Genomic DNA, 14221 nt, shown 5'->3' on the forward strand with positions numbered 1-14221 from the left:
GGACGCCGAGCGACGCTCAGCCGGGTCGGCTTAGGGCGGTCGGCGACTCAGATGGACTGCACGGCCGAGGAGGCGCGGCCGAGCGCGGTCTGGGCGGTGCCGTCGTTCTCCTCCAGCGTCGTGCGCACGAGCCGGATGATGTCGCGGACCTCGTTGGCGGCGTTGTGCCACTTGAGCTCTTTGGAGCTGTACTCGTCGGAGACGCCGGTGGCCTCGAAGTCGGCCATGGCGCTGGACACGTCGGTGTCGCGGTCGCCGATGATCTGCTCCAGGCGGGCCATCACGGAGTGGATGTTGCCCTGCGCCTCCTGGGAGGCGCCCATGTCGTAGCTGTTGCGTCCGTTGCCGCTCATGGCGTGGTGCTCCTAGGCGAGGTCGGGATGGCGGGGGAGGGGTGGGGCGTCGCGTCCGTCGGCGCGGTGGCCTGGCGGTCCTCGCGCCTACTTGAACTTCGCCGCGTCGAAGTTGGCGGTGGACATGTTCCGGTTGGCGTCGTCGGCCATGGTCTGCGACCCGGTGCGGAACGCGCTGTCCATGCCGCGCTGGCCTTCGTTGATGGAGCCGAGGCCGGCGTTGAGGTCGGCGGTGATCTGCTCGGAGCGCGCCTTGAACGAGTCGAAGGCGGCCTTGCCCGCACCGTTGAACTTCCCGGCGAGCGGCTCGGCGGCCGAGATGAGCTGCTGGATGAGCCCGCTGAGCTCGTCGGTCGAGGTAGAGGTCCGGCTGGCCAAGGTCGTCAGTGTCTGGTCGCCGACGTCCCAACGTGACATGTGTTCGGTCGCTCCTCACGTCATCGCAGATCAGGCGGATATCAGCGCCGCTGATGGCGCTGGCCCCCACCGGCCGCGCACGTTTCGGGCATCCCGCATCCCGTAGGGGAGCCCTCACCTTTCGTGGTCAAGCATAGGCATAATGCGGGACGCATGACAGACGGGCGGATATGCGGCGCCAGGGGAGCAGCGGGGAGCAGTGGGATGAAGTTTGAGCTGGTCAGGGAGGACGAAGCGCGGATCGAAGCGGCATCGCCCGGTACTGGGACGCAGAGCGGGGGGCCGATGGAGGAGCACCCACCCGGTCTCCCGGATCCGCAGACGTCGACTCGCGCCCCAATGCAGGCCATGAGCAGCATAAACGCCGCAATAAGCGAGATGAGGTCCTCTCTCGCGCAGCTTGATGCGCGGGTAGTGCGGTACCAAGCGGAGATGGCCGAAACCGGTCGGGAAGACCCCGCGCCACCACCGGCCGACTTCCATGCGCACCGGTTCGGTCCGGTGCGGCCGAAGCAGGACGAGGACGATGCCACCCCTGATGCGGAGGCAGCCCGATGAGCGGTTGGGATATCGATCCGGCCGGAGTCAGCACGGTACTCGGCAAGGTCGAAGCGGTGGTCGGAGACGGGAGCGGGGACGGGCTCTCCGGCTCGACGAACAGCGGCCTCACCTCGTTGTCTGAGGCAATGAGCGCGTCCGGGAGCGGGGTCGTCAGCACGGCGGTCAGCGAGCTCTTCGACCAGATCAGCAACTTGAGCCAGCAGATGACCTCGAAGACGGTCAGGGCCACCGTCGGGTGCAGCCAAGCCACCCAGGCCTATATCGACGGGGACATGGAGATGGCCGAGCGGGCCCAGAGCCGTGTCGGTGGTACGACCGGCATCGAGCTCTGACCGAACCTTCTGCCCCCCGCACACCGAACGCTTAAAGGGAAGGCCATGGAAGCACCCCCCACCTCTGGTACCAGCGGCTCCGGCACCACGACGATGCAGCACCTGGACCTGGACCCTGCGACGCTGATCGTTCCGGAGGCGATTCCGATTCCGGGGACGGCGCCGGAGGCCTTGGCCGACGCGGCTTCCGGTACGAGTTCGAGCGGGGCGGGGATCGAGTCCGCCGGGCAGGACATCAGGAGCGTCTGGCAGGCCCTGGCGGGTGTGTACACCGCGCCGGAGTCGGACCAGCTGCTCAGGGCGGCGAATCCGATCGCGGACCTGGGGGGCGAGATCGGCGGAACGATGGCCGCCGCGGCAGGGGCCCTCCAGAAATTCTCGGAGGAGGCGGACCGACTCAAGGGGCAGCTGCTCGAGCTGCGCGGGACGGCTCAGGAGTTCGTCGACGGTCTCGATGATGACTGGAATAACGACAGCGACACCGTCGACGAGAACGTCAACCTGAAAGTGCAGGCGAATCGCCTTGTGACCTCTTTTCAGGAGGCGGAGCGTGAATGCGCCAATGCGATAACCAGCCTGTTCGGAGGGACGACGTTCGTTCCCGTCGGCAGTAACCCGCATAATGAGGAAGGCATCATCGAGTACGGCGTCACCATGGACGCCGACGTGAACCAGGTTCCTGAATACAGCACCTTTTTGGTGTCCGACACCGGAAGGTTCTTGGAGGGATTCTCGCGAGGCTGGTGGGAGACCGCTGGCCCTGGCATGGCGAAAACCCTAGGCATGACGTTCCTCGCTTCCACAGGTTACTACCACCCGGAGAACGGGTGGACAATGGACCACTGGGAGGCTTTGGGGAATAGAGGTGAATTCTACACGAACTTCGCCGTCGAGGCCGGGACCAAAGCGGGAAACAGCTTGGGGATCGGGTTCGAAGAGGGAACCCTGATCCCCTCGCGTTGGGGCCTGGACATCATGGCCACACATTATCGGGACCAGGCCCACGAGTTCTTTCCATGGACGGAGTTGGACGACGACCCCGGTCATGCGTTCGGTGTGGGTGCGGGTAATACCGCGATGGCCGTGGCAGGTGCGGTTTCGGGAAGAGCGCTGTCGGCCGGAAGGCTGGCTTCTGCCGCTTCGAACGTCAAGACGCCGGCGACGCAGGGCGGTCATCTACTGGGGGAACAGCTCCAGGGGAGAGGGCCGTCCCAGCTGTCCCCGCTGCGAGGCGGAACCACGCCGCATACGTGGGGCGGGCAGATGCAGGGGGAGAACGGGTCGACTTCGTCGTCCGGCAGCGGGCCGGGGAACGGGCAGCAGCCTGATTCCGAGAACCTGAATACTGCGGTCAACGCCCTCGATAACAAGATCGGCGACTCGCAGCCGCAGAACCCCCAGCCCCAGGGGGAACCGGCCGACACGCCGAAGCATGAGCGGACGGGCGCGCCTGATAGCACACCTGACTCCACCGGCGATCGCGACACGGCGCCCGGGAAGACGGCAGACGCCGATCAGGATACACAAGCCGATGCGTCGAAGAGCGAAGGCCAGGCGAGCGGTCAGAAGCACCAGGATCAAGAACGGGCGGGCACTGACCAGAGGGCCGGCGCTTCAGAGTCGCAGGGCGCCGACACGCGCGACACTGTTGCAGCTTGGGAAGCTGAACGGTTTGTTCGACTGAGCGAAGAGGACGGCGTAAAAGGGGCGTTCCGTCAATATGATGACGAGAAGACGGTGTTCAGCGAGAGGGACCCGGTTCCCCCGGACCAGGAGAAGCAAAGACAAGAGCAGGTCGCAGTTGCCGCGAACGGAGACGAACTTCCTGGAAACCCTCACTCCAGACCTTCTAGCCCGGGGGACATTTATGTCGACGATGCCTCGGGAGGGAGAGTAGAGGGCCCTGCGAATGGAGGTGGTCGTCTTGGTGACTCGAGCTCTCCTGGAAATTCTGGCGACGAGCGCGGTGATCCGTTCAACACTGGCGGCGCACGTGGGCAGTTCGCTTATAACGGCGGAACTGGCGGTTCCGATGATGGAGGAGATGTCTGGAATAGCGGCGAGCATGACCTAGGCGCACGGGGCCATGAAGGAATTTCCTCTGATGCTGAGAGCGGCGGAGGTCGGGGCGGTCAGATAGAGTCACCAGAGGAACTGGCCCATCGAATAGATCGGCTGATCTCTGGGGAAGTCTCCGATGAGATGAAGTTCAACGACCCGGAACTCGATGCGTGGGACTCCGGTCGAAATAACCCGTTTGGAAAGATCGAACTCCCATCCCCGCATCCCGAAGCATCCTCTTGGCTTTCAAGTCACCTTGATGAGGTAGTTGGTGGGCGGGAGACACCAAGGATTGATGAACGGGTGACAGTAAGCAAGGATACAGGGAGCGCGCTCGTCCCCAAAGCTCGCGAGCCCTTCGGGCGCGGAGTCACACTAGACCCCAATACCGCGTACGAGGTCACGGATAAACGGGGGTTGGACCGAGGAACATTTATTACGAACGAAAACGGAAAAGTCGTGGAGGTTCGATCAACATCTGGAAAGAAAGGCGGATGGAGTCCTGACCTTAAGAGTCCGTTGCCGGAAGTAAAGTATGTCATCGATGAAAAATATGTTTATCATACAGACTCGGAAGGTCGAAGAATATATGGGACCGCCAAGGATGGCCTTGTAGAGAGAAAGAACGACCGAGGTCCCGAACAAAGATTGATCGGAAAGGAGGGGGAATGGGAGTACGAGGAACTGAATAAGAAGATTTTGGAGGACTTTAAAACACAGTATGATCGCCTGCCTCAGAAGGGCGAAGCGAACCTGTATGATGTGGGCCGGTGGAATGGCGGGCACTTGATCGCCACTGAATGGGATGGGGGAGGTGACCGCATCAATAAGGTCCCCATGAGGGAGGAGCTAAATAAGGTCCTCGGAGGGAGCGCGACTGTCGATAACAATTATAGAAAACTTGAAATAAGTTGGGAGGATATTGTACGCAAGTATCCGAACGCGAAGATTGTTCCTCATATCTTCGGTGAATATATCGAAAAGGACTTCCTTGACCCAAACAGGAAAGTTGTTGCGCCAGACCGAATCTATGTGCTGTATACTGTCGAAATAAATGGAGTGAAGCGGGTTGGAGGCCCTCTGGTGTATAATAATGTTCCACCGCGCGGCAAATAGCTTTGCCCTAAAGGAGTTTTGATGATTCCCCGAGGCTCACTTGGAATCGGCGAAGAGCATCCCGTCGTGGAGGATGCTGTTAGGCAAATCGTTGAATTGTTGCCAGAGGGGTGGGTGGAAGCCAAGTTTCGTTTCGATGCGTTGTGGGGGTATGCAGAAGGGGTGGGCAGAGTTGTAAAGGAGAATGGTGATTCGGAGATATTCAGAGGCACTGTATCACTGATTGCCAGGCTGCACGACCTGAGAAATGGTATGTATGAGGATGGGAAGGGGACTTGGTATGGAATGATGATTGAAATTGGGAACAGCGGTCATTATTCGACGAAATATAATTACAATTTTAAGCCAAAATTTAACCACGAACCCGTCGTTGCTACTTACGTGGAAGATCTCCAACAGTACCCAAGGGAAGATGTGTTGATTCCAGATTGGCTGCGACAGCTATTGTAAATTAACCCGCCTGTGTGCACATCTATTAGGTGTATTAAATAGTCGGGTTGGGTGTCATGAGGTAACTGGTCAATTCTTGGAGTGAGCTAATCGCTTTCTTCGGCTCGACCTCGTTCAGGGGGTACCAGACGGCCGTGCAGTCCTCCGGGCCCAGCTTGATTCCCGGGACCGGGGCCGACATCGCGTGCTCTAGACCGATCTCCTCCACGGGAGCCTGGCCGATGGCCATGCCGAACGGCTTCGGGGCTCCCATCCAGCGGGGGTCGTAGGTCAGGTCCGCCCGGCCCGGGAGGGTGTTCACCACCATCGTCCTGATCAAGCGTTCTGCCGCGAGCAGCTCCACCGCGTGCATCAGGTCGTCGTGTGGGACAGCGTGCCCCAGCGGGATTGCGACGGCCAGGGACAGGGTTTCGAGAAGACCGGCCCGTGTGCGCTTCACGGTCAGGGGGCCGATGAACGGGCGCTCTGCCCCATGTGGGCCTGCCACGAACAACCGCGACGCCTTCGGTGCGCGCTTCTTGCACGTTGCGGTCACCGCCTCGCGGTCCCAGGCCCTCAGCGTCGGCTCGTTCGTGCTCCAGCCGGCGGGGAGGTCTCCCGTCAGGGCGGATGCGACTGTTTCGGCTGCTCCACCGAGAACCAGGTCCTCGCTGGCGGGGTGGTCCACCGTCAGATCGAGAAGGACGTGCGTTGCGCTGGATGAAGGAGACTGGTCGGGACTTGGCAGGAAGTCCGCTACCGGAGTGACAGGACCGGTCGTCTGGGGGACAGGTCTGAACCCCTTGGTCTCGTCCCACTCCAACGGCAGCCCGTTCACCCCGTCGAAGTAGCCGCGCTCCTCGTCCTCCACCACCCACCGTGCCCCCGGCCCGCTCAACAGCGCCCACAACGGGTGCGTCAACCGGGACGTCGGCGGCGTCATCACCTGGACAGCCATCCCCTCCGCTCCGAACACCGCGATCGCGTCCGCGATCCACGACGTCAGCGGCACCACCGGGCGCTCCATCTCGATCACCACGGCCTCTTCCGCCCTCCGGTCCACCGACGGGTGGTGTTCCGGCGCGTCGTTCTCGACCATGGCGATCAGGTCGGCGGGGTTGAGGCTCACTGGTCGATTCCTTCCGTCTCAGGATTACGGCGGCCGGTGCTGGAACGCCAGACCACCCCGCCCAGCCTCCGCACGAGCCCTTCGGCGAACGCGTCGGACAGCCACCTCGCCTCCGGCACCCTCGTCCTCGTCTCGACCCACCAGAAGGGGGAGGGAAGGCCCGCCGCGATGCCCGGCTCCAGCAGGCGGTCGGCCTCCCCGGCCACGTCCACCTGCTGGGTCGGCTCGAACGCGACAAGCGACCGCCCCTGCTTGTCCGCGATCTCGACGGTCGTGCCCCCGCGCCGCGTCCGCAGCCGCAACTGCGGGTCGATGTCGCTGATCGCGCCGAGGATGTCGGGGTTCTTCGGGAACTCGGAAACGAGAGTGACCACGTCGTAGCTCATGGAAGGGCTTCCTAGTCAGGGCACCTGTGTCACTGGCCGGTGTCACTGGCCGTCGGCGCGCAGCGCCGTCTGCATCAGCTGCGCGGACTTCCCGCGCCGGATCCACTTGCCCCGGCCCGGCGGCTGCGCCTCGGCGTAGATCCTCGGGAAGATCTGGCCCTCGCCCCTGTCGCCCGACATCAGCAGGGCGCTCGTGCCGATCTCCCGCATCGACTGGACGAGCGGGTCGTACATCCCCCTGGCCGCGCCCGCCACCCTGCGGGCCACCACGAAGTGCAGACCGATGTCCCTGCCGTTCGACACGAACGGCACGAACGCCGCCAGCGGCTTCTGCCCGGCCGTGGTCAGCAGGTCGTAGTCGTCTACAAGGACGACGATCCTCGGCCCCTTAGGGCCGCTCTCCGCGTCCAGGTCGGCGTCGTCGGGCATACGTTCTTCGAGTTCCTTGGCAACGCCCCCGGCCAACCCCGCACACACACGTGCGTTGCTCGCGTAGCCGCCCATGTACGGCTCCGGCGCCACGTTCTTCAGCGTCCGCCGCGGGTCCATCACCGCGAAGACCAGTTCCCCGGACGAGTACCGCTCCACCAGCCCTTCGGCGATGTGCCGCAGCAGGTTCGTCTTCCCGCACTCGCCGTCGCCCAGCACCAGAAGGTTCTGGTCCTCGTTGAACAGGTCCAGCCCGACAGGGGAGAGGTGCTTCTCGTCCAGGCCGATGGGTACCGTGTGCGGGAACTGTGCGACGGAGGGGAGTTCACGGGTGCGCAGCAGGCGGGGAAGGACCCGCACCTGCGGCGCGACGGTGCCGCCCCACGCCCCCGCCACCTCGCGCGCCGTCTTCTCCACGGCCTCGCCGAGGTCGGAGGCGTCTGTCTTCCCGTCGATGCGCGGAAGCGCCACCTGACCGAACAGCTTGCCGTCGGTCAGCGCCCGCCCCGGGGTGTCCGCCGGGAACGTCTCCGCCAGCTTCCGGTCGACCGTGGAGTCCGACGGGTCGTTCAGCCGCAGCTCGATCCGCTGCCCGAACGTCGACTGCACCGCCATCCGCACGTCGTTCCACCGCAGCATCGCCGCCACCACGTGCACGCCGTACCCGCCCCCGCGCTGCAGGAGCTCGTTCACCAGCTCGTCCAGTTCCTCGAAGTCCTTGCGGATCGTGCCGAAGCCGTCGATGACGAGCACGACGTCCGCCGCGGCCAGCTCGGGCACCTCGCCGCGCGCGTGCATGCGCCGGAACCGCTCCACCGAGTCGATGCCGCGCTCCCGGAACACCTCGGCCCGGTGCTCCAGCATCCCCCGCACCTCCTCGACGGTGCGCCGCACGCGCTCCCGGTCGAGGCGCCCGGCCACACCGCCCACGTGGGGCAGTTCGGCGAGCGCCTGGAGCCCGCCGCCGACCATGTCGAGGCAGTACACCGCGGTCTGCCGCGGGGTGTGGGTCAGCCCGAGGGAGGTGACCAGTGTCCGCAGCAGGGTCGTCTTGCCGGTCTGCGGCCCGCCGATCACGGCGACATGGCCGCCCGCCGCCGTCAGGTCCAGGTTCCAGACCCCCTGCCACTGCTTCGACGGGTCGTCGAGGAGGCCGATGGGCGGGTGCATCTGCTCGGGCGAACCCGGAAGGCGCAACCCCTCAGGGCCGGGCGCGGGCGCGCCTGAGAGCGCGTCCAACGGTGTCGCGGCGGGGAGCGGAGGCAGCCACACCCCGCGCACCTGTGTGCCGTGCCGGGAGAGCTGCCCGACCATGACGTCGAGCAGTGACGGCCCTGTGGAGCGCTCGGGCATGGCGGGCGACGCCTCCGCCGGGCCGGACTCGTCCGCCGCAGCGGTGTTGTACGCCTCGAAGGGGCGGACCGTCGGCGCCGTGCCGTCGTCCTCGTCGGCGGAGGCCAGCGTCCCCTTGAAGGGCCCGGACACGTACCCCGCCTTGAAGCGCTGGTACACGGTGGTGTCCACCTTCAAGTACCCGAAGCCGGGCAGCGCCGGGAGGTGGAAGGCGTCGGGGGTGTCGAGGACCGTGCGGCTCTCCTCCTCGGAGAAGGTCCGCAGCCCCAAGCGGTAGGAGAGGTAGGTGTCCAGCCCCCGCAGCTTCCCGCCCTCGATGCGCTGGCTCGACAGGAGCAGGTGCACGCCGATGCTCCGGCCGATCCGCCCGATGGACAGGAACAGCTCGATGAAGTCCGGCCGCGCGGTCAGCAGCTCGCCGAACTCGTCGATGATCACGAACAGGTGCGGGAGCGGCGGCAGGTCCGGGTTCTTGGAGCGCAGGAACGCGTAGTCGCCGATCCCCGCCACGTTCCCCGCGTCCTTGAGCACCTGCTGGCGCCGCTGCACCTCGCCCGACAGGCTCGCGTACGCGCGCTCGATCAGCGCGGTGTCGTCCTCCAGGTTGGTCATGATCCCGGCGACGTGCGGCAGGTCCTCGAACGGTGCGAACGTCGCCCCGCCCTTGTAGTCCACCAGCACCATGGACAGGTCGTCCGGAGCGTGCGTGGAGGCCAGCGCCAGCACGAGCGTGCGCAGCAGCTCGCTCTTCCCGGACCCGGTCGCCCCGACGCACAGCCCGTGCGGCCCCATGCCCAGCTGCGCCGCCTCCTTGAGGTCGAGCACCAGCGGCTGCCCCATGCCGTCGAAGCCGATGGGGACGCGGAGGAATGCGCGCTCGCTCCGGGACGCCCACAGCCTGGGGACGTCCATCGCCCCCGGGTCGCCGATGCCCAGCGCCCCGGTGAAGTCGACCGACCCGGCGTCGGCTTCGGCCTCCTCGGCGGCCTCGGCCGACAGCCGCAGCGGAGCGACCATCCGCACCAGCCCTTCGACCTGGGCCGCGGGGACCGCGTCGACGGTGCCCGTCGCCGCCACCGGGTCCTCCGGCCGCAGGTCCACGACGGTGGCGGTGTCCCCGTCGACGGTGATCCGCAGCGACACGTCCCCCGGCTCGTCCACCTGACGCTCGACCAGGTGCAGCACGGTCGCCCCGAGGGCCGACGGAACGATCGCGTCGTCGGGCCGGGCGAGTTCGCGGGCGACCCCGCCGTGGGTGTCGTGCACGACCAGCAGCCGCCGCATCGAGGCGTAGGCCTCCTTGCGCCCCATCCCCCGGCGGATCTCCCCCGCGAGGTCCGTGCGCGCGCGGAGCTCGTCGGCGAGCAGCGCTCCGAGTTCCGCGGGGTCCGGCGCGATGAGCCGGGTGGTCCCGTCGGCGGCGTGCGGGAGCCACTTGAGCCACTCCCAGTCGTGGGCCGTGCCGGACGGATAGGCGGCGGCGATGACGAGGTCCTCGGGGGCGTGGAAGACGGCCGCTTGGGCGGCCAGCGCGCGCACGACCCGCAGCACGTCGTCGCGCCCCCCGATGATGCTGACGTTGCCCGCCCGGTCCAAGGGGACGGTCAGCGGCATGTCGGGGGCGGTCTCGAAGCGCCGGATGACCGCCGACGCCTCCGACGCCATGAACGGATCCGTGGGGGTGAGGGCGGTCCCCCGGTCGGCGAGCCGCAGCGGCCGTGCCGGTACCTCGCCCGTTCCGAGCCGCACGCGGAGGAAGTCGCGGTCCCTGCGCCGCCGCTCCCATAGGCGCGCCGGGTCCCGGGCGATGTCGTACAGGGCTTCAGGGGGCGGTGCGAGCAGGCGGGCCTTGGCGCGCGTGGCGCGCTCGGCCTCGCTCAGGTCGTCCCGGAGCTCCTCCAGGTATTCGAGGTACAGCTCGCGCTGGTTGCGCCGCTGGCGCCCGGCCTGGCCGCGCCGGGAGAAGAACATGCCCAGCGCCGCGATGAGGGCGACGACGAGGATCACGGCGCCGAAGACGATGAACGCCGGGTTCCGCATCACCATCATGATGGTGAGCGACGCCATCATCCCGACCATGGGCAGCACGGTCATGAGCGGGCTCTGCTGGGCGTTGCCGTCGGGAAGCGTCGGTGGCGCCTCGACCTCGCGCGGCTCCTCAGGAACGGGCGAGTGCACGGTCCTGGCCGGGCGGTGCACGATGCGGGTCGTCACCGGCACTCCTCTCGAAACGGGCTTAGTGTGCCGTCCTGTCGCGGTGTGAACATCCCTTGACGCAGCGGATCCTACGGGACGGGTCCCCCCATCTTGAGAAAGAGGAAGCCATGTCCGCATGGTCGCTGAGGCCGGATGCGCAGCACGGGCTGCTGAGTGAGATCGCGTCGGAGCTTGTGGACGCCGCCCCTTCCGGGTGGGAGGCCGTCCTGCTGGTCTGCGGCGGGCTGGGGTACGCCGAGGAGGTCCGGGCCGCCGCCGTGGTCGCGGGGGAGCGCGTGGAGGTGAAGGTGTCCGCGCTCGCCCAGCTGGATCTGCAGAAGCTCCGTCGGGGCATGCACCGCGAGGGGCGTGGGACGTGGTTCACGCTGAAGCTTCGGATCGCCGACTCAGGCACATTCGACGCGGGCTACGACTACGACTCGGCCCCCGACCACTTCGATCCCCGGAGTGTGGAGGCACTCGCCCCTGAGGAGCTGCGGCGTTTCCCGCGCGACCCCGGCCAGGTTCCCGCGTGGCTGGGCGGGCAGGCGCCGGAGGCGGAGGGCGGCGCGGCCCGGCGGGCCGCGCAGGAGCAGGCCGACCGCCTGCTGGTGATCGACTGGAACGACGTGCGGCCGGAGTCGGCCGCGTCCAGGACCGGCCTCATGCGCGAGTACCTGCGCCGCGCCGCGCTCTGGCGGCGGCTGCTCCAGGCGGGCAAATGGCCGTTCTTCGACGTCGCCGAGATCGTCGCCCCCACGGTGGCCGTGGACGGGGACGTGCTCCTGCGCCTGGAGAGCGAGCTCATCGGGCGGGAGCTGCCGCCCGAGGTGGTGAAGACCGCCGTGTGGTCGGTCAAGTTCGAGGCCGTGCTCGCCTCAGGCGCGCCGACCCCCGGGCTGCCGCACCTGTTCGCGCCCCTGACGGCGCTCTACGAACGCGGCGGCGGTTTCACCCTGGACTCCACCGGCATGATCGACCTGGGCGGGCCCGCCGTCCGCCGTGGCACGCTGCTCGACCACCACTCCCACGAGCCGGTCGTCGCCGTCGACCCGGACGAGTTGGACCGGGTCGACGGCGCCTGAAAGAGGGAAGGGGAGGGGGCGGGGCGGGCTCAGGAGCCGGAGTGGGCGGCGGGCGTCTTGTGTTCGGGCGGAAGCATGCCGTACCAGTACTCCGCCTCGTCCCCCTCGCCGCATCTGCGCAACGCCTGGACGAGGTGCCGCACGGCCTGCCAGTCGTACCGCTGCGCCGCCGCGCGCAGGTGGGGGAGCGCCTCCGTCGCCTTGTCCTGCATCAGCAGCGCGATCCCGAGCCCCTTGGCGCCACCGCGCAGCCCTGCTTCATGGGCGCGCTTGAACCAGTGCTCGGCCTCCATGAAGCGGCCTTCCCGGAGGAGGCGGGCGCCGAGTACCAGCGCTGACCGCTGGGCCCCTTTCCCCCAGGCCCACTCCAGCCAGTTCTCGGCCATATCGCCGTCGCCGAGGCGGATCAGCGCCTCGCCGAGACGGAGGCCCGCCCGTACGTCCCCCTGTCGGGCCGCCTTCTCCAACCATGGCTTCGCCGCCTCGGGGGCGCCCCTTTTGAGCATGCTCTCGCCGAGGGCCGTCATGCCTTTGGCCCAGCCGCCCTCGGCGGAGACGCGGAAGTAGTGCTCCGCTTGTTCGGGTTGGTTCAGGTGGTCGTCGAGCACCACTCCGAGGTTGAAGGCCGCCTTCGCGTGGCCGGTGTCGGCGGCGGGAAGCAGCCAGTCGTACGCGTCCTTGGGGCGCTCCAACATGAGCAGGAGCGATCCCGCGTTGCTGTTGCCATCGAGGTTGCCCGCGTTAGCCGCGCGTTGGGCCCACTCAAGGGCCTCTTCCAAGCGCCTGGTCTCCGTCAGCAGCGCGCTCATGTCCACCATCGCGGGTACGTCGCCGGCCTGTGCCGCTGGGAAGTACCACTGCTCGGCCTCGTCGAGCCGGCCTAGGAACTGCAGGGACAGGCCGGTGTAGCGCAGCGCCTCAAGGGTGCCCGAGGTGGACGCTTCCCGGAGCCACGGGAGCGCCTCCTCGTAGCGCCGCTGGAAGAACAGGAACTTCCCCAAGGCCAGCTTGTAGAAGGCCCTCGTGCCGTCGAGCTCCACCGCCTTGCGGAAATAGGGTTCGGCCTCGTCGTCGCGCCTCTCCTGGTAGAGCCGCACTCCTTCGGCGTGCGCCTCCCGGGCCGATGCGCCGTCGGGGATGGGGGGAGGGGTTCGGTCCATTGGGACAGTCTGCCGGAAGCGCCGGGAACGGCGCCCTTCGTGGTTTCGGTCCAGGTCGGGAGGGGATTCGGTGCCCTCGGGGGGTGAGGGGGCTCCCACCAGGGGGTATCGCCTGACCTGGGGAGTGGGTACGAGGGGGGTCCTATGCGCGACGGCGACTGGGTGGCCGAGACCGGAGCCGACATCCGGGGGGTGCTCAAGGTGATGGTCGACGCCGGGTGGCTGCCCGGCGGTGCGGCCGTTGTCGGTACCGGGAGTATGTGGGAGTTCGTCGCCGTCGGCGGCGTGACCGAGGGCGGCGACAACGTGCAGGCCGCGCCCGACGTGCTGTACGACGTCGCCAGTCTCACCAAGGTCATGGCCACCTGGCCGCTGGCGGGCAGCGCCGAGGCGGAGGGGATCCTCTCGCTGGACACGCCGCTGGGGAGGTACGTGGCCGGGGGCCCCTACGCGGGCGGGGAGGTCACCGCGCGGCGGATCCTCACGCACACCTCCCGCCTGAACCCGGTCGCGTGGCTGGAGTGCTATGTCGGCACCGACAGGGACCTCGCCGAGTCGATCCTCGCCGAGCCCCTGGAGGAGGAGGGGTACCGGTACATCGACCGCGGCTTCATCCTCCTGGGGCTCATCCTCGAACGGCTCCTGGACACCCCGCTGGACCTGGCCGTCTCCACCCTGTGGAACGCCGCCGGCATGACCGCCACGACGTACGGCCCGCTGCCGCGCTCGCCCGCCGTGGCCCCCACCGAGTGCCGCATCCCCGGCACCGCCCCCGTCTGGGGGGTGGTGCACGACGAGGCGGCCGGGCTCATGGGCGGCGTCGCCGGGCACGCCGGGGTCTTCAGCACCGCCATCGACCTGGGCGCCTACGCGCGCGAGCTGCTGCGCAGCGCCGCCGGGGAGGAGGGGTGCCTGCTGCCGCCGCACTACGTGCGGCAGAGCTGGCGCCCGGCCGTGCGGGTCGCCGACGGCGTCTCCCGGGGCCTCGGCTGGCTGGTGGGCGACGACGGGGTGGTCTACCACCACGGCTACACGGGAACGAGCCTGTACCTCCAGCCCGAGACCGGCAGGGACGTGGGGCTGCTGACCAACTCCGTGCACTTCGNGGGGCGACGACGGGGTGGTCTACCACCACGGCTACACGGGAACGAGCCTGTACCTCCAGCCCGAGACCGGCAGGTACGTGGGGCTGCTGACCAACTCCGTGCACTTCG

General features: G+C 67.4%; 11 protein-coding genes. 5 read left to right on the forward strand and 6 right to left on the reverse strand.

What is annotated here, in order from left to right; all coding sequences use genetic code 11:
* Nucleotides 1–47 precede the first annotated feature (47 nt).
* Nucleotides 48–353, reverse strand: a complete 306-nt coding sequence (locus D476_RS0104110; protein ID WP_017622709.1) for a pore-forming ESAT-6 family protein — start codon at nt 351–353, stop codon at nt 48–50.
* Nucleotides 354–440: 87 nt separating this feature from the next.
* Nucleotides 441–770, reverse strand: a complete 330-nt coding sequence (locus D476_RS0104115; protein WP_017622710.1) for a WXG100 family type VII secretion target — start codon at nt 768–770, stop codon at nt 441–443.
* Between the two features lie 554 nt (nt 771–1324).
* Between D476_RS0104115 and D476_RS0104125 the strand changes: the two genes are divergently transcribed.
* From D476_RS0104125 to D476_RS37230, 3 genes are read left to right on the forward strand one after another with little or no spacing between them, the layout of a single operon-like run.
* Nucleotides 1325–1663 (forward strand): DUF6507 family protein, encoded by a 339-nt coding sequence (locus D476_RS0104125; protein ID WP_017622712.1) that lies wholly within the window; start codon nt 1325–1327, stop codon nt 1661–1663.
* Nucleotides 1664–1708: 45 nt separating this feature from the next.
* Nucleotides 1709–4840, forward strand: coding sequence for a DNA/RNA non-specific endonuclease (locus D476_RS36020; protein ID WP_083939407.1), 3132 nt, complete (start codon nt 1709–1711; stop codon nt 4838–4840).
* Nucleotides 4841–4861: 21 nt separating this feature from the next.
* Entirely contained in the window at nt 4862–5290 is a 429-nt protein-coding gene (locus tag D476_RS37230) for a hypothetical protein (RefSeq protein ID WP_152529208.1), read from the forward strand.
* Nucleotides 5291–5324: 34 nt separating this feature from the next.
* Here the strand turns inward: D476_RS37230 and D476_RS32030 are convergent, their stop codons facing one another.
* From D476_RS32030 to D476_RS0104150, 3 genes are read right to left on the reverse strand one after another with little or no spacing between them, the layout of a single operon-like run.
* Entirely contained in the window at nt 5325–6398 is a 1074-nt protein-coding gene (locus D476_RS32030; RefSeq protein ID WP_051061585.1) for a DUF6177 family protein, read from the reverse strand.
* Nucleotides 6395–6784, reverse strand: coding sequence for a hypothetical protein (locus D476_RS0104145; RefSeq protein WP_026123220.1), 390 nt, complete (start codon nt 6782–6784; stop codon nt 6395–6397). Before D476_RS0104145 ends, D476_RS32030 begins: the two co-directional genes overlap by 4 nt.
* A 42-nt stretch (nt 6785–6826) precedes the next feature.
* Nucleotides 6827–10780, reverse strand: a complete 3954-nt coding sequence (locus D476_RS0104150) for a type VII secretion protein EccC (protein WP_017622715.1) — start codon at nt 10778–10780, stop codon at nt 6827–6829.
* Nucleotides 10781–10890: 110 nt separating this feature from the next.
* On the opposite strand from D476_RS0104150, the gene D476_RS38175 reads away from it, so the two are divergent.
* Entirely contained in the window at nt 10891–11847 is a 957-nt protein-coding gene (locus D476_RS38175; RefSeq protein WP_017622716.1) for a hypothetical protein, read from the forward strand.
* 29 nt (nt 11848–11876) lie between these two features.
* Here D476_RS38175 and D476_RS0104165 read toward each other — a convergent pair whose 3' ends face one another.
* Nucleotides 11877–13007 carry a tetratricopeptide repeat protein gene (locus D476_RS0104165; protein WP_026123221.1) on the reverse strand — a complete coding sequence of 377 codons (1131 nt, stop codon included), beginning with the start codon at nt 13005–13007 and terminating at the stop codon, nt 11877–11879.
* 144 nt (nt 13008–13151) lie between these two features.
* Here D476_RS0104165 and D476_RS32045 point away from each other — a divergent pair.
* The coding region (locus tag D476_RS32045; RefSeq protein ID WP_017622718.1) for a serine hydrolase domain-containing protein at nt 13152–14221 on the forward strand (1070 nt) is incomplete at its 3' end.

The organism is Nocardiopsis chromatogenes YIM 90109, assembly GCF_000341185.1.
Taxonomy (GTDB): domain Bacteria; phylum Actinomycetota; class Actinomycetes; order Streptosporangiales; family Streptosporangiaceae; genus Nocardiopsis_A; species Nocardiopsis_A chromatogenes.